The sequence below is a fragment of the Oryzisolibacter propanilivorax genome, assembly GCF_900103645.1.
Taxonomy (GTDB): Bacteria; Pseudomonadota; Gammaproteobacteria; order Burkholderiales; family Burkholderiaceae_C; genus Melaminivora; species Melaminivora propanilivorax.
This window is the reverse complement of the sequence record NZ_FNHP01000002.1, coordinates 558023-576987: the sequence shown is the minus strand read 5'-3', so window position 1 is coordinate 576987 and position 18965 is coordinate 558023. Positions and strand designations below refer to the sequence as shown.

Annotated in this window: 18 protein-coding genes and 1 pseudogene; 10 read left to right on the top strand and 9 right to left on the bottom strand. The window is 69.8% G+C overall.

Annotated elements, in window-relative coordinates:
• Positions 1 to 103 precede the first annotated feature (103 nt).
• The gene (locus BLQ61_RS05305; protein WP_091567567.1) at positions 104 to 814 is read right to left on the bottom strand and encodes a DUF4124 domain-containing protein; all 711 of its coding nucleotides are present in this window, start codon (positions 812 to 814) and stop codon (positions 104 to 106) included.
• 76 nt (positions 815 to 890) lie between these two features.
• On the bottom strand, positions 891 to 1652 hold the full coding sequence (gene pyrE, locus BLQ61_RS05300) for an orotate phosphoribosyltransferase (protein WP_245703844.1): 762 nt from the start codon (positions 1650 to 1652) through the stop codon (positions 891 to 893).
• Between the two features lies 1 nt (position 1653).
• Here pyrE and BLQ61_RS05295 point away from each other — a divergent pair, with 1 nt between their 5' ends.
• Positions 1654 to 2469, top strand: coding sequence for an exodeoxyribonuclease III (locus BLQ61_RS05295; protein ID WP_245703860.1), 816 nt, complete (start codon positions 1654 to 1656; stop codon positions 2467 to 2469).
• A gap of 59 nt (positions 2470 to 2528) precedes the next feature.
• Positions 2529 to 3167, top strand: a complete 639-nt coding sequence (locus tag BLQ61_RS05290; protein ID WP_091567392.1) for an MBL fold metallo-hydrolase — start codon at positions 2529 to 2531, stop codon at positions 3165 to 3167.
• Positions 3168 to 3187: 20 nt separating this feature from the next.
• Here the strand turns inward: BLQ61_RS05290 and BLQ61_RS05285 are convergent, their stop codons facing one another.
• From BLQ61_RS05285 to BLQ61_RS05270, 4 genes are all read right to left on the bottom strand, one after another.
• Positions 3188 to 4075 carry a M48 family metallopeptidase gene (locus BLQ61_RS05285; protein ID WP_091567390.1) on the bottom strand — a complete coding sequence of 296 codons (888 nt, stop codon included), beginning with the start codon at positions 4073 to 4075 and terminating at the stop codon, positions 3188 to 3190.
• A gap of 110 nt (positions 4076 to 4185) precedes the next feature.
• Complete coding sequence (locus BLQ61_RS05280) at positions 4186 to 4569, bottom strand: hypothetical protein (RefSeq protein ID WP_091567388.1); 384 nt, start codon at positions 4567 to 4569, stop codon at positions 4186 to 4188.
• Between the two features lie 139 nt (positions 4570 to 4708).
• Entirely contained in the window at positions 4709 to 5674 is a 966-nt protein-coding gene (locus BLQ61_RS05275) for a DMT family transporter (RefSeq protein WP_091567559.1), read from the bottom strand.
• A gap of 108 nt (positions 5675 to 5782) precedes the next feature.
• Positions 5783 to 6526: a helix-turn-helix domain-containing protein gene (locus tag BLQ61_RS05270; protein WP_091567387.1), complete on the bottom strand. Its 744-nt coding sequence runs from the start codon at positions 6524 to 6526 to the stop codon at positions 5783 to 5785.
• Between the two features lie 193 nt (positions 6527 to 6719).
• Between BLQ61_RS05270 and BLQ61_RS05265 the strand changes: the two genes are divergently transcribed.
• From BLQ61_RS05265 to BLQ61_RS05250, 4 genes are all read left to right on the top strand, one after another.
• On the top strand, positions 6720 to 8066 hold the full coding sequence (locus BLQ61_RS05265; RefSeq protein WP_091567556.1) for an AmpG family muropeptide MFS transporter: 1347 nt from the start codon (positions 6720 to 6722) through the stop codon (positions 8064 to 8066).
• A gap of 108 nt (positions 8067 to 8174) precedes the next feature.
• Positions 8175 to 8891 (top strand): response regulator, encoded by a 717-nt coding sequence (locus tag BLQ61_RS05260; RefSeq protein ID WP_091567553.1) that lies wholly within the window; start codon positions 8175 to 8177, stop codon positions 8889 to 8891.
• A 166-nt stretch (positions 8892 to 9057) separates the two neighbouring features.
• Entirely contained in the window at positions 9058 to 10353 is a 1296-nt protein-coding gene (locus BLQ61_RS05255; RefSeq protein WP_091567386.1) for an ATP-binding protein, read from the top strand.
• On the top strand, positions 10350 to 11078 hold the full coding sequence (locus BLQ61_RS05250) for an MOSC domain-containing protein (RefSeq protein ID WP_091567384.1): 729 nt from the start codon (positions 10350 to 10352) through the stop codon (positions 11076 to 11078). Before BLQ61_RS05255 ends, BLQ61_RS05250 begins: the two co-directional genes overlap by 4 nt.
• Positions 11079 to 11169: 91 nt before the next feature.
• Here the strand turns inward: BLQ61_RS05250 and BLQ61_RS05245 are convergent, their stop codons facing one another.
• A complete protein-coding gene (locus tag BLQ61_RS05245) occupies positions 11170 to 12615 on the bottom strand; it encodes a cation:dicarboxylate symporter family transporter (protein ID WP_091567382.1) in 1446 nt (481 codons plus the stop codon).
• A gap of 500 nt (positions 12616 to 13115) precedes the next feature.
• Between BLQ61_RS05245 and BLQ61_RS17180 the strand changes: the two genes are divergently transcribed.
• Complete coding sequence (locus tag BLQ61_RS17180; RefSeq protein ID WP_139182714.1) at positions 13116 to 13799, top strand: hypothetical protein; 684 nt, start codon at positions 13116 to 13118, stop codon at positions 13797 to 13799.
• 23 nt (positions 13800 to 13822) lie between these two features.
• Here BLQ61_RS17180 and BLQ61_RS05240 read toward each other — a convergent pair.
• Positions 13823 to 14242, bottom strand: a pseudogene (locus tag BLQ61_RS05240) (transposase); the annotation flags it as partial.
• A 58-nt stretch (positions 14243 to 14300) separates the two neighbouring features.
• Between BLQ61_RS05240 and BLQ61_RS05235 the strand changes: the two are divergent.
• Positions 14301 to 15279, top strand: a protein-coding gene (locus tag BLQ61_RS05235) for an IS5 family transposase (RefSeq protein ID WP_425415608.1) whose coding sequence is annotated in 2 segments (ribosomal slippage) — positions 14301 to 15206 and positions 15208 to 15279 — 978 coding nt in all. Because the reading frame shifts where the segments join, the coding sequence is not laid out codon by codon here.
• Between the two features lie 250 nt (positions 15280 to 15529).
• Here BLQ61_RS05235 and BLQ61_RS05230 read toward each other — a convergent pair.
• On the bottom strand, positions 15530 to 16768 hold the full coding sequence (locus BLQ61_RS05230; RefSeq protein WP_091567381.1) for a YbfB/YjiJ family MFS transporter: 1239 nt from the start codon (positions 16766 to 16768) through the stop codon (positions 15530 to 15532).
• Positions 16769 to 16819: 51 nt separating this feature from the next.
• Here BLQ61_RS05230 and BLQ61_RS05225 point away from each other — a divergent pair, with 51 nt between their 5' ends.
• Both BLQ61_RS05225 and BLQ61_RS05220 read left to right on the top strand, forming a co-directional pair.
• Positions 16820 to 17704: a LysR family transcriptional regulator gene (locus BLQ61_RS05225; protein ID WP_091567379.1), complete on the top strand. Its 885-nt coding sequence runs from the start codon at positions 16820 to 16822 to the stop codon at positions 17702 to 17704.
• 18 nt (positions 17705 to 17722) lie between these two features.
• Positions 17723 to 18811 carry an NAD(P)H-dependent flavin oxidoreductase gene (locus BLQ61_RS05220; protein ID WP_091567377.1) on the top strand — a complete coding sequence of 363 codons (1089 nt, stop codon included), beginning with the start codon at positions 17723 to 17725 and terminating at the stop codon, positions 18809 to 18811.
• The last annotated feature ends 154 nt before the right edge of the window (positions 18812 to 18965 follow it).

Sequence of the window (18965 nt, the reverse complement as noted above, 5' to 3'; positions counted from 1 at the left end):
CCAGCCCTTTCAATACAAGGGCTGACAGCTATCATTTTCGACATGACAGCTGCACAAAAAAGCGTCCTCGGGCGCTTTTTTCACGCCTCGACAGGGCCGGCCGTCACGGCTTGGCGGCAGGCGCAGGCGGCGCGGCCCAGCGCTCGGACGCCGCGCGCTGCGCCGCCCACAGCTGGCGCAGCTGCGCCAGCTCGGCGTCGAAGCGCTGTTCGATGCGGCGCTTTTCCTGCTCCTGCATGTCGATGAAGCGCTGCTGCTCGCGCAGTTCCTGGTCGATGTCGGCAAACTGGCGCTGCAGCTTGGGCGGCGCCTTGGCCACGTCGCCCTGGTAGAACTCCAGCTCGGTGTTCAGGCGCTGGCGCGAGGCGCCCAGGTCGATAATGCGCTGGCGTGCCACGGCGCTGACCTGGTCCACCTGCGCCAGCGCCTGGGCGCGCTCGGCCTGGTGCGCGGCCTCGTCCGGGTAGCGCGCGGTGAGGGCGCGCTCGCGGCGGCGCTCCTCGGCTGCCCGGGCGCGCTCCAGCGCCTCGCGCCGGCGCCGCTCCTCCAGCGCCGCGCGCTCGTGATCGGTCAGGGTCGGGCCGATGCGCCGGCGCTCGGTGCCGGTGGTGTCCAGCACGCGCTGCTCGCGGTCGGTGCACTCGGCAATAGGCCGGTCCGCGGTGATGCGCCGGCCGGCCCGGTCCACGCAGGTGTAGACCTCCTTGGGCGACTTGGCCTCCTGGGCGCTGACCGGCACCGCTCCCAGGACGCTGCCCAGCACCACGACGCTGCTGCACACGAAGCGGGCGGGCCAGGGACGGGCAATGGACAGCAGGGGCAAGTGCGGACTCCTCGTAGGCAGGCAGCCGATCCGGCGCGTGAAGGGCACGGGCGGTCTGCCCGGCGCCCTATCGGCTGCCGGCTGCCATGGTAGGCGCAGTGGTGTCCTCGACACCATAGCGCTGGCGATAGGCCAGCACGCGGTCGCGGTGCGTGTGCATCTGCGCGTCGCCGCCGCTGGCCGAAAGATAAAGCAATAAATCGGCCAGCGTGGCGATGGCGCACACCTGCAGCCCCAGCGCGTCACGCACGTACTGCACGGCGCTGTGCTCCACGTCGCGCCCGCCCTCGGTGGCCTTTTCCTGGCGGTCCAGGGCGATGGCCATGGCGTGCGGGGTGGCGCCGGCGGCGCGGATCAGCGCGATGGACTCGCGCGCCGCCGTGCCGGCGCTCATCACGTCGTCGATGATCAGCACCCGCCCGGCCAGCGGCGCGCCGACCAGGGTGCCGCCCTCGCCGTGGTCCTTGGCCTCCTTGCGGTTGTAGGCGAACGGCACGTTGCGTCCCAGCCGCGCCAGCTCCACCGCCACCGTGGCCGCCAGCGGGATGCCCTTGTAGGCCGGGCCGAAGACCATGTCGAAGCCGATGCCGCTGGCCACCAGGGCGCGTGCATAGAATTGCGCCAGGCGCCCCAGCTTGGCGCCGTCGTCGAACAGGCCGGCGTTGAAGAAATACGGGCTCATGCGCCCGGCCTTGGTTTTGAATTCCCCGAAGCGCAGCACGCCCGCCTCGACCGCGAAGCGTACGAACTCCTGCGCCAGCTCGGCCCCGGCCGCGTTTTCTGTGTTCTCGCCTTGCCCGCCCGCAGCGGCGGCGCCCTGATTCAGCATGATGGATTCGTCCCTGTTCAAGCTCACCAGTCTCAACCTCAACGGCATCCGCTCGGCGACCTCCAAGGGGCTCGAAGCATGGCTGGACCGGCAGCGGCCGGATTGTATTTGCGTACAGGAATTGAAGGCCCAGGCGCCGGACATGGCCGGGCGTTTCGAGCAGCTGGCCGGCCTGTCCGGCCACTTCCACTTCGCCGCCAAGAAGGGCTATTCGGGCGTGGGCATCTACACCCGGCGCGAACCCAGCGACGTGCGCGTGGGCTATGGCTGCCACGAGTTCGACCCCGAGGGGCGCTATGTCGAGCTGCGCTTCGACACCCCGGCGCGCAAGCTGTCGATCATCAGCGCCTACTTTCCCAGCGGCTCGTCGGGCGAGGAGCGCCAGGCGGCGAAGTTCCGCTTCCTGGGCAACTTCCACCCGCACCTGATGGCGCTCAAGGCCGAGCGCGAGTTCATCCTGTGCGGCGACATCAACATCGCGCACCAGCAGCAGGACCTGAAGAACTGGCGCAGCAACCAGAAGAACAGCGGCTTCCTGCCCGAGGAGCGCGACTGGATGACGCGCCTGCTGCACGCCGAGGACGCGGGCGGCGGCCTGGTGGACGTGTACCGCCACCTGCAGCCCGACGCCACCGACGCCTGCTACACCTGGTGGAGCAACCGCGGCCAGGCCTATGCCAACAACGTCGGCTGGCGGCTGGACTACCACCTGGCGACGCCAGCGCTGGCCCGGCTGGCGCGCGGCGAGCATATCTACAAGGGCGAGAAATTCAGCGACCACGCGCCGATCACCGTGGACTACGCGCTTGCGCTATGAAAAAAAGAGCTGCAGACCCATATGAAACAAGGGCTGACAGCCAATTTCACTGAAAAACCATGCTCCACTACCTGACCATCCCCGTCACGCCGTTCCAGCAGAACTGCTCGCTCGTCTGGTGCGACCAAACTATGGACGCCGCCGTCATCGACCCCGGCGGCGACCTGGACCGGCTGCTGGCCGCCGTGCAGGGGCGCGGGCTGAACCTGAAAGCCATCTGGCTGACGCACGCGCACATCGACCATGCCGGCGGCGCCGGCGAGCTGGCGGAAAAGCTGCAGCTGCCCATCATCGGCCCGCACGAGGGCGACCAGTTCTGGATCGACGGCCTGCCGCAGCAAAGTGCGATGTTCCACTTCGCGCCCGCGCAGGCCTTCACGCCCACGCGCTGGCTGCACGACGGCGACACCGTGACCATCGGCCAGGAAACGCTGAACGTGCGCCACTGCCCCGGCCACACGCCTGGGCACGTGGTGTTCCACGCGCCGCAAATTCAACGCGCCTTCGTCGGCGACGTGCTGTTCGCCGGCAGCATCGGCCGTACCGACTTTCCGCAGGGCAACCACCAGCAGCTAATCGACAGCATCACCCAGCGGCTGTGGCCGATGGGCGACGAGACGGTGTTCATCCCGGGCCATGGGCCGGAGAGCAGCTTCGGGCAGGAGCGGCGCAGCAACCCGTTCGTGGGCGGGACCTGAGGGCCGCGTACCCTGCCGTGTCAGCGCTGCCCGGCCGCCTGCCGGTAAAGCCCCTGCACGCGCGGCACGTTGCGCTCCAGCTCGCGGATGCGGTCCGGGCCGCTGGGGTGGGTGGACAAGAACGCCACGCCGTTGTTGCCCGTGGCCTCGCCCATCTTGCGCCACAGGCTCACGGCGGCCTGCGGGTCGTAGCCGGCGCGCGCGGCCAGCTCCAGCCCGACCAGGTCGGCCTCGGTCTCGTCGGAGCGGCTGAATTTCAGCGTCAGCAGCTGCGTGCCCAGGTTGGCCGCGGCGTTGCCCAGGTCGCCCAGGCCGAGCAGCTGCGCGCCCAGCGACAGGCCAATGCTGGTGGCCTGGGTCTTGGCGATGCGCTCGCGCGCGTGCTCGCGCAGGGCGTGCGCCATCTCGTGGCCCATGACCATCGCGACCTCGTCGTCGGTCAGCTTCAGCTGGTCCAGGATGCCGGTGAAGAAGGCGATCTTGCCGCCGGGCATGCAAAAGGCATTGATCTGCTTGCTGCCGATCAGGTTCACCTCCCACTGCCAGTCGCGGGCGCGCGGGTTCCACTGGATGGCCTGCGGGATCAGGCGGCGCGCGATGCCGCGCAGGCGCACCAGCTGCGGGTGGTTGTCCGGCGCCAGGGCACGCTTGGCGCGGGCCTGCTCCAGCATCTGGTGGTACTGCTGGGTGGCCGAGGTCTCCAGCGTTTCTGCCGGCACCAGGCTGCGCAGGCGCGAAGACTGGCCCACGTCCACCTGCGCCAGCGCCGGCGTGGCGGCCGCGGCCAGGCCGGCCAGCACGAAGGCGCGCCGCGCCTGCCATGGGCCGGTGGACGGACCCCCAGCGCAGCAACGGCAGCGGGCGAGAGACAGATCGGAGGGGGAAGGAACAGAAGCAGCGGCGTTCATGGCCGGCAGTCTAGTGAGGCGCGCAGCGGCTGGCGTGTCAGCCGGCCACGCGCGCGGCTGTCGTGCGCAGCCCGCGCGCGCTGCAGCGGCGGTGCGCTGCCGGCAGCGGCTCAATCGTCGTCGTCATCCCAGTCGCGCTTCCAGCGCTTGTAGGCGCGCTTTTCGGCCTTGCGTTGCTCCTTGGCCTGGCGCTTGTGCCACTTGTGCCATTCCTTGCTGCCGTGCCAGTGCTGTGCATGCACCGGCTGCGGGGCCAGCGCCACCGGCGGCGCCACATAGACCGGGCGCGGCATGACGTGCACGGGCGGCGGCGGCGCCACGTACACCGGGCGCGGCAGCATTTGCGGTGGCGGCGCGTACACCGGCGCTGGCACGGCCAGGCGGCCGGGCAGGTTCAGGTTCACATGGACGTCCACCTGCGCCATGGCGGCGCCACTGCCCAGCCCCAGCAGGGCGGCCAGTGCCCAGGCCCTGCGCGTGTTCTTGTTGTTCATGTCTTTCTTTTTCCTTTCTCTGCGGGACTGCGCGGTGCAAAGTCCTTCCCTTTCAGCCAACAGCGACTTTGCCCCAGGGGTTGACCCCAGGCCGGTAACCATTGGCCAGCAAGTGCAAGCAAAACCGCCCTGGCTGCGCTCAGCGCGCGCCGCGCAGCTCGGCCCAGATCACCAGCCCCAGCCCCGCCAGCAGCCCGGCCAGGCCCCAGAAGGCGGGCGCCGGCGGGCGCTCGCCCAGCACCAGCAGCGCCAGCGCGAAGGCGGCGGCCGGCTCGATCAGGCTCAGCGTCACCGCCGTCGCGCCCTGGATGTGCCGCAGCGCGCCGGAGAACGCCACATAGGCCAGCCCCGACACCACCACACCCAGGTACAGCACCAGGGCCAGCGACGCCGGACCGAAACGCGGCGTCCCGGCCAGCAGCGCCGCCACCGGCAGCGCCAGCAGCGCCGCGCCGCTGAACACCCGCAGGTTCACCCAGCCGGCGGGCGCGCGCGCCACCAGCCGCTTGTTCACCAACGCATAGCTGGCATAGGCCAGCCCAGCCAGCAGACACAGCCCCAGGCCGGCCCATGACGGCGCCACCTGCGCCGCGCCGCGCGCCAGCGCCATCAGCCCGCCGCCGGCCACGCTGACCGCCACGCCCAGCCACCACAGCAGCGGCGGCGCGGCGCGCTGCACCAGCGCCTGGATCAGCCCGGCCCAGACCGGGCTGCTGCCGATGGCCACCGCCGTGCCCACCCCCACCCCGGCCAGGCGCACGCCGGCATAGAAGGCGATGCTGTAGCCGCCGATGCCGGCCGAGGCCAGCGCCAGCCAGGACAGCGGCACGCGCGGCCGTGGCGCATTGCCTGGGGCGGGCTGTGCCGCCGCCTGCGCCCCAGGCGCGCCCGCCGCGCGCCGGCGGCGCCAGCGCGCCAATGCCTGCGCGCAGCAGAAAAAACCGCTGGCCACGGCCAGCTGCGCGGCGCCGACCCAGAACGGCGACAGCCCGCCCGCGCCCAGCTGCTGCGCGGTGCCGGTCGTGCCCCACAGCAGCGCCGCCAGGCTGACCAGGGCGATGCCGGTCAGCGGCGACGCGCCAGGGGCTGTGTGATGGTGTTGCATGGCCGGCATCCTGCCGCGGTCCGGCGCGCGCAAATGTCGCGCAACGTGTGTGGTGGCCTGGATTCCTGCTATTCAAAAAGTAGCTGCAGGCCCTTTGAAACAAAGGGCTCAGGCGCTATTTAGCCGCAATTTTTGCAATTGCGCCGCGCGCAGCGCCCGGGCGCCCACGCCGCGCTCGCGCCGCAGCGCCGCCGCCAGGGCGCTGGCGCTGGCGTAGCCGGTGGCCAGTGCCGCCTGCGCCAGCGGCCGGCCACGCGCCAGCAGCTGCGCAGCGGCGTCCAGGCGGCGCGCGCGCAGCCAGTCCTGCGGCGTGGCGCCGGTCAGCTCCAGCCAGCGCGCATGAAAGCGCGCCGCGCTCAGGTGGTACAGACGCGCCATGCGCGCCGTCGGCCAGGGTTCGCGCAGCGTGCGCCCGACGGCGGCCTGCAGCAGCGCCACGTCCAGCGGCCGGCGCGCCAGCACGCGCGGCGCACCCAGCAGCAAGGCCAGGCAGGCGTCGGCGGCGCGCACTGGCGCGCCCGCCGGCTGCGGCGCCGCGCCCAGGCTGCGCGCCAGCGCCTGTGCCGCCGGCGGCACGGCGAAGCGGCGCACACGCTGCAGCCCGGCGCCGGGCGGCGCGTCGATGACGAAAAGGCGCGTGTCCGGCCGCGCCAGGAAGGCGTGCACCGCGCCGGCCGGCACCGCCAGGCCGCAGCTGCTGTCGACGAAGGCGCTGCGCCCGGCGACTTCCAGCTCCATGCGCCCCTGCAGCGCGAACAGCAGTTGGGCATGGTCGTGCGCGTGCGCCTGGTGCTCGCCGCCATAGCGGCGCACCGAGGCGGTGGGGCACAGGGGCGTGACATCGGCGAACATGGGCCGCATGCTAGCGGTCGATGGGGCAGCGCAGGGCGCGGCATGCAGACGCATCTGCGCGGGCCGGTGCCGGCCGATGCGCCCGATGCGGGCACTGCGGATAATGCCCCGCCACGGCCCGGCGCCCTTGCTGCCGGGCTGCCGCCTGCCGCGCCGCGGCGCCGTTTCCTGCCCGCCCGACCTGCCGCCCTTCATGCCCGCCCTGCCGCCCGCCGCCCCGCCCTCCGCCGCGCCCCGCTCGTCCTGGCTGCAGACTTGGCGCGTGTACCTGGAGCCGGCCAGCCTGCGCATGCTGACGCTGGGCTTTTCCGCCGGGCTGCCGCTGCTGCTGGTGCTGGGCACACTGTCGTTCCGGCTGCGCGAGGCGGGCATCGACCGCACCACCATCGGCTACCTGTCCTGGGTCGGCCTGGCCTACGCCTTCAAGTGGGCCTGGGCGCCGCTGGTGGACCGGCTGCCGCTGCCGCTGCTGACGCGCACGCTGGGCCGGCGCCGCGGCTGGCTGCTGGCGGCGCAGCTGCTGGTGGCCGCCGGGCTGGTCGGCATGGCGCTGGCCGACCCGCGCACCCAGCTGCTGGCGCTGGTGGGCTGCGCGCTGGTGGTGGCGTTCGGCTCGGCCACGCAGGACATCGCGCTGGACGCGCTGCGCATCGAGTCCGCCGGTACCGAGCGCCAGGCGGCGCTGGCCGCCACCTACCAGACCGGCTACCGGCTGGCGATGATCTGGGCCGGCGCCGGCGTGCTGTGGCTGGCCGCGCGCGCCGAGGTCGCCGGTGCCACCGGCTACCAGGCCGGCGCCTGGCGCGTGGCCTACCTGGCGATGGCCGTGTCGATGCTGATCGGCATGGCCACCACGCTGGCCGCGCCCGAGCCGGCGCTGCGCCCGCTGCCGCCCTTCCAGGGTCTGCGCGCGTGGCTGCACGGCGCGCTGGTGGCACCCTTTGCCGAGTTCATCGGCCGCTGGCGCTGGCAGGCGGCGCTGATCCTGGCGCTGATCGCCGTCTACCGCATCAGCGACGTGGTCATGGGCATCATGGCCAACCCGTTCTACGTCGATCTGGGCTTCACCAAGGACGAGGTGGCGGCGGTGACCAAGGTCTACGGCGTGCTGATGACGCTGGCCGGCACCTTCCTGGGCGGCGCGCTGGCGCTGCGCTGGGGCGTGATGCGCGTGCTGCTGCTGGGCGCACTCTTGTCGGCAGCCAGCAACCTGCTGTTCGCCTGGCTGGCCGGGCACGGGCACGACGTGGGCGCGCTGGTGTTCGTGGTCTCGGCCGACAACCTGGCCGGCGGCATCGCCTCGGCGGCGTTCATCGCCTACCTGTCCGGGCTGACCAACGTGCAGTACACGGCCACGCAGTACGCGCTGTTCAGCTCGATGATGCTGCTGCTGCCGAAATGGCTGGCGGGGTTTTCCGGGCAGTTCGTGGACGCGCACGGCTACGCCGCGTTCTTCACCGGCACGGCGGCGCTGGGCGTGCCGGTGCTGCTGCTGGTGGTGCTGGCGGCAAAATATGCCAAAACCGCCCCCAACCCTTGATATGCAAGGGCACGCAGCTATCAGTGGAATAGCAATGCAGCAGCTTTACCGCTGCTTTACACCCACGACACCGGGGCGAGACAGCCCCGCCGCAGGATGGCCCGCACCATGAGTTCGCAGCTTTTGATGATCGAGGACGACCGGCGCCTGGCGCAGATGGTCATCGAGTACCTGACCCAATCCGGCCTGCAGGTGCAGCACGTGGGCGACGGCGAGACCGGCCTGGCGCTCTTGCAGCACCCCGAGGGCGGGCCCACGCCCGAGCTGGTGGTGCTGGACCTGATGCTGCCCGGCATCGACGGCCTGGAGGTGTGCCGGCGCATCCGCGCCCTGCCCGGCGCCGCGGCGCGCGTGCCGGTGCTGATGCTGACCGCCAAGGGCGACCCGATGGACCGCGTGATCGGCCTAGAGATCGGCGCCGACGACTACCTGCCCAAGCCGTTCGAGCCGCGCGAGCTGCTGGCGCGCATCCGCGCCCTGCTGCGCCGGCGCGAGGCCGGCAGCGTGCCGGCAGCCAACGTGCTGCGCTTCGGCCAGCTGGAGATCGACCGCGACGCGCGCACCGTGACCGTGGCCGGCCAGCCGGCCGACCTGACCTCCTACCAGTTCGACCTGCTGGTGGCCATGGCCGAGCGTGCCGGCCGGGTGCTGACGCGCGAGCAGATCATGGAAGCCGTGCGTGGACGCGAACTGGAGGCCTTCGACCGCAGCATCGACGTGCACATGGGCCGCATCCGCGCCGCCATCGAGGCCGACGCCAAGAACCCTCGGCGCATCCTCACCGTGCGCGGCGTGGGCTACGTCTTCGCGCGCCAGCAGGACTGAGAGTGAACACCCCCCTGTGGCGCTGCGCGCCCTTCCCCCCGCTCTCGCATTGCCATGCAATGCGGGCAGGAGGACGCCGCCGGTGCGGCGGGGCGGCCCTTGCACGGCGGCCTGGCAGGCGGTGCGCCAGTGGTGCGCGTTGTGCCCTGGATGGAGCGGGCAGGCCATGTCGATCCTGAGTTCGTTCTCGCGTCGGCTGTACCTGCGCCTGTGGCTGGCGGTGGTCGGCGGCGTGGCGGTGTTCGCCCTGGTGGTCGGCTATGCCTGGCGCGTGGCCGCCGAGCATGCCGAGCAGGCGCGCACGCTGAATGCGCCGCCGCGCGCGCTGCAGCTGCAGACGCCGGACGGCCGCGTGCTGCTGCAGGGCCAAGCCACGCGCGTGCCGGGCGAGCAGCCGGAGGACAAGTTCGTGTTGAACGTGCAGGGCAGCGACGGCCAAGACTATGAGCTGCACATGGAGCGCCGCCCGCGCCCGCGCAGCTCCGGGCCAGGGCGCCACGGCGCTGCCTTCTGGCTCACCCCGCCCTACGGCTTCGTGTGGATGCTGGCGCTGGTGGGCATCGCCGTGACCGTCGGGGTGTTTCCCATCATCCGCCGGCTGCTGCAGCGCCTGGAGCAGCTCGAGCGCAGCGTGCAGCGCTTCGGCGAGGGCGACCTGTCGGTGCGCGTGCCCGAGCAGGGCCACGACGAGGTGGCGCGCCTGGCGCACCAGTTCAACGCCGCCGCCGCGCGCATCCAGACGCTGGTGCAGTCGCACAAGGCGCTGCTGGCCAACGCCTCGCACGAGTTGCGCTCGCCGCTCACCCGCCTGCGCATGGGGCTGGAGCTGATGCAGGGCCAGGGTCACGCGCCGCCACCGGCCGCGCGCGCCGAGATCGAGCGCAACATCGCCGAGCTCGACCAGCTGGTCGACGAGATCCTGTTGGCCAGCCGGCTGGACGCCGGCGCCGAGAGCGTCTTCGCCGCCGAAGAGGTGGACCTGGTCGGCCTGGCCGCCGAGGAATGCGCGCGCGTCGATGCCGAACTCATCGCCGCGCCACAGGATGATGCCGGCGCGCTGCAGCTGCGCGGCGACCCCAAGCTGCTGCGCCGCGCGCTGCGCAACTTGCTGGAGAACGCGCGCCGCTACAGCCAGGGCGAGATCACCCTGGCGCTGGCGCGCCAGGGCGCCCAATGCGTGCTGCGTGTGTGCGACCACGGGCCGGGCGTGCCCGAGGCGCAGCGCGAGCGCATCTTCGAGCCGTTCTACCGCCTGCCCGGCGCCAGCGAACGCTCGGGCGGCGTCGGCCTGGGGCTGGCGCTGGTGCGCACCATCGCGGAGCGCCACGGCGGCAGCGTGGCCTGCCAGGCGCGCCCCGACGGCCGGCCGGGCGCGTGCTTCGTGCTGCGCCTGCCGGTGCAGGGCAGCGCACCCGGCCCCGTGGCAGGCGGGCCGCAGGCTGCGGCATCATCGCGGGTATGACCCGCATTCCTGTTCCAGCCGACCGCGCGGCGCCGGCCATCGGCGTGCTGCGCGCCGTGCTCACCGGCCGCGCCCGGCCCTACACCCGCCCGGGCAGCGCCAGCGCCATCGACAAGCAGCCCTGCGACGCGCCGGTGGCCGTGGGCGCCGAGGGCCTGGCGGGCGACGAGCAGGGCGACCCGCGCGTGCACGGCGGGCCGTTCAAGGCCGTGCACTGCTATGCCTGGGAGCAATACGCGCCCTGGCGCGCCGAGCTGGCCGGCCACCCGCAGGCGCTGGCGCTGCTGGAGCGGCCCGGCGCGTTTGGCGAGAACTTCAGCCTGCAAGGCATCGACGAGGCCGGCGTCTGCCTGGGCGACCAGTGGCAGGTGGGCGGCGCACGGCTGGAGGTTAGCCAGGGCCGCCAGCCGTGCTGGAAGCTGAGCGACCGCTTCGGCGTGCCGGACATGGCGCTGCGCGTGCAGTCCAGCCTGCGCACCGGCTGGTACCTGCGCGTGCTGGAAGCCGGCGCGGTGCGCGCCGGTGACCGCGTGCACCTGCTGGCGCGCCCGCACCCGGACTGGCCGCTGGCGCGCATCATGCGGGCGATCGCCCAGGGCGACTGCACCCCGGCGCTCATGCACCAGCTGCTGGCCCTGCCGCTGCCGCCCAACTGGCAGCGGCTGTTCCAGCGCCGGCTGGACAGCGGCCAGGTCGAGGACTGGCGCGCGCGGCTGGACGGCTGACCGCCCTGGCCTGGGCACTGCCACCGCCGCGCACCCTCAGGCCCTGCGCGTCCGCACCGGCCGCTGGCTGCGCATCCGGCGCTCGTGTCGCCTACAGCCCCTCCAGCTCCAGCCCCGACGCGCTGACGCGCGCCCGTGGGTCGGCATACACCTGCCGGTCGAAGCTGCCGACCTGCTTGTCGGTGATCAGCGCCGAGGTCATGGCGCCCGAGACGTTGGTCAGCGTGCGCGCCATGTCGATGATCGGGTCGATGGCCAGCACCATGCCGATCAGCGCGAAATGCTCGCCCAGCCCCATGCCCGACAGCGCGATGGTCGCAGCGATGGTGGCCGTGCCCGGGATGCCGGCCACGCCGATGGAGCCGACGATGACCACGATCAGCGTCATCAGGTAGAACTGCAGGTTCAGCTCCAGCCCCACCATGTGCCCGACCATCACCACCAGCATGGCCGGGAAGAAGCCCGCGCAGCCGTTCATGCCCATGGTGGCGCCCAGTGACCCCACCAGGTTGGCCGAGCCGGCCGATACGCCCATGCGCTCGGTCAGCGTGGCGATGGTCAGCGGCAGCGTGCCCAGCGACGAGCGGCTGGAAAACGCCATGACCAGCGTCTCGCGCGCCTTGGCGAGGTAGGTCAGCGGCGACAGGCCGTTGGCCGCCACCAGCAGCAGGTGCACCGCCACCATGACCAGCGCCGCCACGTAGACCGCCACGATGAAGCCCGACACGTCCAGGATCGCCGGGATGCCGTTGCTCATCAGGGTGCCGCCCATCAGCGCCGTCACGCCGTAGGGCAGCAGCCGGATGACCATGGTCGTCACGGCCATGACCACCGTGTGCAGCCCGTCGATGAAGCCGCGAAACGCCGCCACCGGCCCGGGCAGGCGCGCCGCCGCGCGCTGCGCGCCCACGCCCAGCAGCGCCGAGAAGATCACCAGTCCGACCACGTTGTTGCCGTTCATGGCCGAGACGATGTTGGCCGGGATCTGGTTCACCAGGATGTTGACCAAGCTGGTCTGCTCGCGCAGCGCCGCTTTGCCCGCCTGGTACAGCGTGCCCTGCCCCAGCCCGAACACATGGGCCAGCGCCATGCCCACCAGCGCCGCGACGGCCGTGGTCGCCAGCAACCAGAAGATGCCGCGCACCGCCACCTTCGACAGGTATTCGTCGCCCGAATGGTCGAGCACCACCTTGACGATGGAAACGAACACCAGCGGAATGACCAGCATGCGGATCAACGCCACGAAGCCGCGCCCGAACAGGCCGTACCAGGTGGCCGTTTCGCGCAGCGCGGCGCTGGGGTTTTGCGGCATGCCCTCCAGAAGCTGCAGCGACAGACCGAGCGCCAGGCCCAGGCCGAGGGCGATCATCATGCGCAGGGAGAAACTCTTGCCGGCTTTTTTCAGGCGCACCAGCAGCCAGAAGGCCAGCAGGAGCAGGGCTGCCCAGACCAAGGTTTGCCAGCGGGTGAGAACGAGGAAGTTTTCGAAGAAGGGGCCGGTGAAGATTTGGCCAGGGCTGGGGTCGGGGGGGTTCATGCTGGGCCTTTGTAACTGGAACGGTCAAGTACAGGATACTGGCTGGAGCAAAGTTGCGGAGCCATCTTCACACTGCGTATCTTGCAGTTGTTTTGTGATACAAAGAGAAACTTGTGTGATATCAAGCCTTGCTTTGGAAGGCCCTACTTGTCATTACTCAGAATCGGTGACTATGCGGGCTCGCAACTGGTGAATTGCAGAACTGTGGCTTCTCGCAAGCACCGACTCCTACCGTCAATTTGCAGAATTGCTTAAAAGTAAATAAACACAGCAAATTAGAGTAATTAAAGCGCGCAGCAGGAAATCGACAGAATCAAATCGCTCTTTATTTCAATACACAACCCCGATAAGAATATTTATAAAAAGCGAATTTTCAAAATCATAGCGGACTTAATATGATAAATTATCGTAGAAATTTTTTATTAATAATAATTATCGGAATTGTTTGGCTAACGATCGATCTCGATTATGACAGAAAGGACCCCAATTCAATTGACCGAATGCTGAAGTGGTCACCATTCTCTCAGCGTTGGTGCTTAAATAGTATTGCTATTGCAGGGGAAGGACCTTCTGCCCATAATCTACATGGGTTAAATTGCCCACAAATATACAACTTAGCCCTTAAGAAAGTTGATAGGTATTACGATAGAGCAATAAGCACCTTCTCTTCCGCATTAGATGCACTTGATAAAAATCCAGGAACAGAGGCAAATATAAAATTCTCCCCGATAATTAATGCAGATTCTTCCATATTTAACACACATGATCCCCGACCGGGTAGCGCCGTTTATGATGCTCAAAAAATCAAGTCTAAACTTGAGCTTGCCAAGACAGAGTCAGCCATCATAAAAAAGGAATTGGAAGATTTCTCTCCGAAAATCCCTTGGAGAAAAAAAATAAATTTCGGAGAGCAAATTTTCATACCGGTCAAATACGAATTAGTAGCGAGTGAAAAAAATAGCACAGAAAGCATAAAAGTACCTTTTCCGAAATCCGAATGCGATATCAATTATTCAGAAGTAGTTGAAAAAGCTGGCTTGATTCCCGAGGAAATATCAATTGACGGGCCAGATGATGCTGATTTCTCCGGCTATGGATGTCCATATCGTATAATGCCAACACCTGGCTCTATTGTTGTCAAAGGAAGCAAGGTGAAATTTCGCAGTGCGGGAGAGAGCGGGTAAATTGCAATGGGTCTTAGAGCGCGTTATGCACTTCCCGTTGCAACCAGCACCCAAGCGGATGCTGAGAACATTAGTACGGCGAAGACCAGGAAATACAGGCCGCTCAAAACGTCAGGCAGGCGCTCATAGTCTCGCGGGAGGCGGCGAAACTTGGCCAGCCAGCCGAAGCTTCTCTATACCACTCAGCGCCGCGGCAGCAGCACGAAGCCCTTTTTCGCTTCGGGCAACTTCACGATCTGCAAGTCGATGCCGATGTCTCGGGCCGCTTGATGCGCCCGCCCTCCCGTGTAGCCTTGATTTGCCCAGGCCGCCTCTACCGTATGGCCTGTGGCTTGCTGCACCGCTTCGCACAGCGTTTTCACTTGCGCTCGCTCCTGCTCGTCGGCCGGCGTGACATGCAACGCCAGCAGGTAGCCCAAGGTGTCCACTGCCATGTGGACCTTGGGAAGGTCTGCGTAAATCGCGCCGCGATGTGCTGATGGACGCGGGAGTGCACGGACAATCGACGCCACGAAACAAGCCGACCTGGGCCTGAACCTGACGATCAAGCGCACGCGCAAACGCGAGTTCCTGACAGAGATGGAGCGCGTGGTGCCGTGGGCAGCCCTGGTGGGCTTGATCGCGCCGTATGCGCCCGAAGGCAAACGCGGACGCCCGCCGTTTGCCGTGGAGACGATGCTGCGCATTCACTTCATGCAGCAGTGGTTCACGCTGAGCGATCCAGCCATGGAGGAGTCGCTGCACGACGTGCCCTTGTTCCGCGAGTTCGCGGGTCTGAACTGGGACACGCCGGTGCCTGACGAAACCACGATCCTGCGCTTTCGCCGTCTGCTGGAAGAACACAAGTTGGCCCCGCAGATCCTGGCGCTGGTCAACGAGTTGCTGGGCGCCAAGGGCTTGATGCTGCGTGCAGGAACCGCGGTGGACGCCACCCTGATCGCCGCGCCCAGCTCGACCAAGAACGCCTCGGGCGAGCGCGACCCGCAGATGAAGCAGAGCAAGAAAGACCAGCAGTGGTACCTCGGCATGAAGGCCCACATTGGCGTGGACGCGGACTCGGGCCTGGTGCACACCGTGCGCGGCACGGCCGGCAACGTGGGCGACGTGGTCGACGTGGTCGAGGCCAACACACTGCTGCATGACGAGGAAGCCGAGGCCTGGGGTGATGCGGGCTACCAGGGTGCGGACAAGCGCCCAGATGCCAAAGCCGGCGTGCGCTGGAACATCGCGATGCGCCCCGGCAAGCGCCGTGCGCTGGACAAGACCAAACTCGTCGATGACCTGACCGACCAACTCGAACGCCTCAAAGCCAGCATCCGGGCCAAGGTCGAGCATCCGTTTCGGGTGATCAAAAGGCAATGGGGCCACGTGAAGGTGCGCTACCGGGGCCTGGCCAAGAACACCGCGTAGTTGCACACTGCTGCTTGCACTGTCCAACCTGTGGATGGCGCGGCGAACTTTGACGGGGGCGCAGGCATGAGTGCGCCTGCAAACGGCCAAAGGGCCGGCAAATGGGCCGAAAACAGCCCGACGCCGGACTTCGACGAAGCTGACGCGGCCAGTTGGCTGGGCCGACCAGCATCAGCACATCTCAAAGCGCATTGCGCAGACCTTCTTTAACGGACAGACCATCGACTGGACCGGCCGGCTGGAAGGTCAGGCTTGAGAGCCTGTCCACGATTCCAGTTTCACTATGGCCAGTGCCGCTCTTTGCGCACCGGCACTGCAGCTCAGCGCCGCTGCCCAACCGGCCAGCACCAGGCCGACAGCGCGTACAGCCCCACCCCCAGCCCCAGCGCCGCCGCTGCCAGGGTCAGCGCACGCGCGAAGCCCAGCGCCTCGCCGCTGCCGGCCACCAGTGCCGCCGCCAGGGGCGGGCCGGCGATCTGCCCGACGCCATACACGGCGGTGACCAGGCTGGCGAAACTGTCGGCCGAGGCCGGCCACAGGCGGCGCGCCTCCTGCAGGCCAAAGAAGGTGATGGCGGTGAACGGCAGCCCCAGCAACACGCTGCCCAGGGCGAAGCCCGGTGGCGTCGGCCACCACAGGCCGACCGCGATGCCCAGCGCCTGCAGCACATAGCAGGCCAGCAGCAGCCAGCGGCGGTCCCAGTGCGCCGGCGCTCGCGCGCTGCCGGCCGCCCCGACCGCCACCGCCACGCCGAAGATCGGCCAGAACAGGTCCGGCCACGGCGAGCCGGCCGGCAGCGCGCCGCGCGCGATCACCGGCAGGAAGGTGGCGGTGACGATGTAGCCCAGTCCCGACAGGCCATAGGCCAGCGCATGCAGCGCGCGGGCCGCGACGCTGGCCGCCGGCCGCGCCGCGGCGGCGCCGGGTGCATGCGCGCCGGCCGTGGCCGCACGCCCGTGCACCACCGGCCAGACCAGCGCGCACAGCAGCAGCGCCAGCACGCTGAACGCCGCCCAGCCGGACGCCGCGCGCCAGTGTGCCGCGACCATGGCGCTAGTCAGGAAGCCGGTCAGCGCGATGCCCACGCCCGGCCCGCAGAAGATCAGCGCCCCCAGCGCCGGCCGGCCCAGCACCGCCAGGCGCACCATGCACCAGGCGGCGATGTTCAGCAGCACGAAGGCACTGGCCACGCCGGCAGCGAAGCGCAACGCTGGCCAGGCGCCGGGCAGCGGCAGCGCCATGGCCGCCGTCAGCAGCACCGTGGCGATGAGTCCGGCGCGCGCCAGCCGCGCCGGATGCCAGCGCGCGTACCAGCCGCGCGCCACCCAGGGCAGCGCCGTGCAGGCCAGCGCGCCCAGCAGGTAGCCGATGTAGTTGGCCGTGGCCAGCCAGCTGCCGCCGGCCAGCGTGACCACGCCGTCGGCCAGCATCATCGGCAGCAGCGGCGTGAAGGCGAACCGCCCCACGCCCATGGCCACGGCCAGCGCCAGCATGCCGGCCAGCGCCACCATGGCCGGTCGCGCGCCCGGACCGGAGATCTCCTGAAAAGGGGAAGACATACGTTTTGAAGATGGTTTAGACTGAAATCATCTCATGAAAAGATTGCAGCAGTGGACCTGATAGCCCTGGACATTTTCCTGGCCGTGGCGCGCGAGGGCAGCGTCACGCGCGCCGCCGAGCGCCTGGGGCGCGCGCAGTCCAACGTGACCACGCGCGTGCAGCAGCTGGAGGAATCGCTGGGCTGCCGGCTGTTCGTGCGCGAAGGCCGGGGCATGGTGCTGACCGACGCCGGCCAGCGCCTGGCGCGCCACGCCGAGCGCCTGCTGGCGCTGGCCGAGGAGGCGCGCCAGGCGGTGTGCTCGCCCGAGCCCAGCGGCCGCCTGCGCCTGGGCGCTATGGAGAGCACCGCCGCCGCGCGCCTGCCCGCGCCGCTGGCGCAGCTGCACGCACGCTGGCCCGCGCTGGCGCTGGAGTTGCGCACCGGCGCCTCGCGCGTACTGGTCGAGGACGTGCTGGCGCACCGGCTGGACTGCGCGCTGGTTGCTTGGCCACCGCCCGGCCTGGACGACGACGCCGCCACCGCCCTGGCGCGCGTGCCGGTGTGGCAGGAGCAGCTGCTGCTGGCGCTGCCCGCCAGCCACCCGCCGGTGCACGCGCCGGCCGACCTGCAGGTGGACACGCTGGCCGCCTTCGCCCACGGCTGCACCTACCGGCGCATCGGCGAGGCCTGGATGGCGCAGGCCCTGGGCCGCGCGCCGCGCGTGCTGGAGCTGGCCTCCTACAGCACCATCCTGGCCTGCGTGGCCGCCGGGCGCTGCGCCGGCGTGCTGCCGCGCGCGGTGCTAGAGCTGCTGCGCGCGCCGCCGCCGCTGCATTGGCTGGAGCTGGGCACCTGCCCGACCCTGCTGGTGCACCGCGCCGGCCACGACACCCCGGCGCTGTCCGCGCTGCTGCAGGCGCTGCGGCCGGACGCACCCGAACTCTCCCTTTCCTGAACCCTCCCGGAGCCCGCCATGGCCACTGTCCCCCGCCTGCTGCAACGCCTGTCCCTCGACCTGCCCATCGTCCAGGGGCCCATGACCGGCTCGGACACGCCGCAGCTGGCGGCTGCCGTGTCCGAGGCCGGCGGCCTGGGCATGCTGGGCTGCGGCATGCGCTCGCCGCAGGCCATGCGCGAGGCCGCCGCCGCCGTGCGCGCCGCCACCCGCCGGCCCTTCGGCATGAACCTGTTCGTGCTGCAGACGCCGTCGCCCGACCCGGCCACGGTGCGCGCCGCCATCGACCGCCTGGCGCCGCTGTACGCCGAGTTGGCCCTAGCCATGCCCGAGCCGCCCGCGCAATGGTGCGAGGATTTCGACGCGCAGCTGCAGGCGCTGATCGCCGCGCGCCCGGCCGTGGCCAGCTTCACCTTCGGGCTGCTGAGCGCGGCGCAGGTGGAGCGCGTGAAGCATGAGGCCGGCAGCCTGGTCATCGGCACCGCCACCACCGTGGCCGAGGCGCGCGCCTGGGCCGAGGCCGGAGCCGACGCGGTCTGCGCCTCGGGCATGGAGGGCGGCGGGCACCGCGGCAGCTTCCTGGACCTGGGAAGCAGCAGCCAGATCGGCACCCTGGCGCTGGTGCCGGCCTGCGTGGATGCGTTGGACGTTCCCGTGATCGCCGCCGGCGGCATCATGGACGGGCGCGGCATCGCCGCCGCGCTGGCGCTGGGCGCGCAGGCGGCGCAGCTGGGCACGGCCTTCCTGGCCTGCCCGGAGTCGGCCATCGGCGCCGCCCAGCGCGCGGCCATGGCGCGGGCCGAGGGCAGCGACACGCGCATCACCCGCGCCTATTCCGGCCGCCCGGCGCGCGGCATCGTCAACGCCATGATGGAGCAGCTGGACGCGCACGCGGACACGCTGCCGCCCTACCCGGTGCAGAACGCGCTGACGGCGCCGCTGCGGCGCGCGGCGGCGGCGCAGGGCCGGGCGGACTACCTGTCGCTGTGGGCCGGCCAGGGCGTGGGGCTGGCGCGGGCGCTGCCGGCGGCGCAGCTGGTGGCGCTGCTGGAGCGCGAATGGCGCGCTGCTTGTGGGCGCGTGGCGGGCGATGCGCAGGGGGCGTGAGCGGGCACGCAAGCCTGTCGCCGGGCAGGCGGCGGGGCAGCCCCTCACCCCTCCCTCTCCCCGAAGGGGCGAGGGCGACCGGTTGCGCGGGCGCGGCGCGGGCACTCAATTACTACGCTTTCGATAGCTGCATGCCCTTGATTACCAAGGGCTG

What these genes read in the sequence shown, in the direction of transcription:
- BLQ61_RS05280 (WP_091567388.1), bottom strand. Translation starts at nt 4,569, where the DNA reads ATGAACAACAAGAACACGCGCAGGGCCTGGGCACTGGCCGCCCTGCTG.
- BLQ61_RS05275 (WP_091567559.1), bottom strand. Translation starts at nt 5,674, where the DNA reads ATGCAACACCATCACACAGCCCCTGGCGCGTCGCCGCTGACCGGCATC.
- pyrE (WP_245703844.1), bottom strand. Translation starts at nt 1,652, where the DNA reads ATGCTGAATCAGGGCGCCGCCGCTGCGGGCGGGCAAGGCGAGAACACA.
- BLQ61_RS05260 (WP_091567553.1), top strand. Translation starts at nt 8,175, where the DNA reads ATGAGTTCGCAGCTTTTGATGATCGAGGACGACCGGCGCCTGGCGCAG.
- BLQ61_RS05255 (WP_091567386.1), top strand. Translation starts at nt 9,058, where the DNA reads ATGTCGATCCTGAGTTCGTTCTCGCGTCGGCTGTACCTGCGCCTGTGG.
- BLQ61_RS05265 (WP_091567556.1), top strand. Translation starts at nt 6,720, where the DNA reads ATGCCCGCCCTGCCGCCCGCCGCCCCGCCCTCCGCCGCGCCCCGCTCG.
- BLQ61_RS05245 (WP_091567382.1), bottom strand. Translation starts at nt 12,615, where the DNA reads ATGAACCCCCCCGACCCCAGCCCTGGCCAAATCTTCACCGGCCCCTTC.
- BLQ61_RS05270 (WP_091567387.1), bottom strand. Translation starts at nt 6,526, where the DNA reads ATGTTCGCCGATGTCACGCCCCTGTGCCCCACCGCCTCGGTGCGCCGC.
- BLQ61_RS05290 (WP_091567392.1), top strand. Translation starts at nt 2,529, where the DNA reads ATGCTCCACTACCTGACCATCCCCGTCACGCCGTTCCAGCAGAACTGC.
- BLQ61_RS05230 (WP_091567381.1), bottom strand. Translation starts at nt 16,768, where the DNA reads ATGTCTTCCCCTTTTCAGGAGATCTCCGGTCCGGGCGCGCGACCGGCC.
- BLQ61_RS05285 (WP_091567390.1), bottom strand. Translation starts at nt 4,075, where the DNA reads ATGAACGCCGCTGCTTCTGTTCCTTCCCCCTCCGATCTGTCTCTCGCC.
- BLQ61_RS05295 (WP_245703860.1), top strand. Translation starts at nt 1,654, where the DNA reads ATGGATTCGTCCCTGTTCAAGCTCACCAGTCTCAACCTCAACGGCATC.
- BLQ61_RS05250 (WP_091567384.1), top strand. Translation starts at nt 10,350, where the DNA reads ATGACCCGCATTCCTGTTCCAGCCGACCGCGCGGCGCCGGCCATCGGC.
- BLQ61_RS05220 (WP_091567377.1), top strand. Translation starts at nt 17,723, where the DNA reads ATGGCCACTGTCCCCCGCCTGCTGCAACGCCTGTCCCTCGACCTGCCC.
- BLQ61_RS17180 (WP_139182714.1), top strand. Translation starts at nt 13,116, where the DNA reads ATGCTGAAGTGGTCACCATTCTCTCAGCGTTGGTGCTTAAATAGTATT.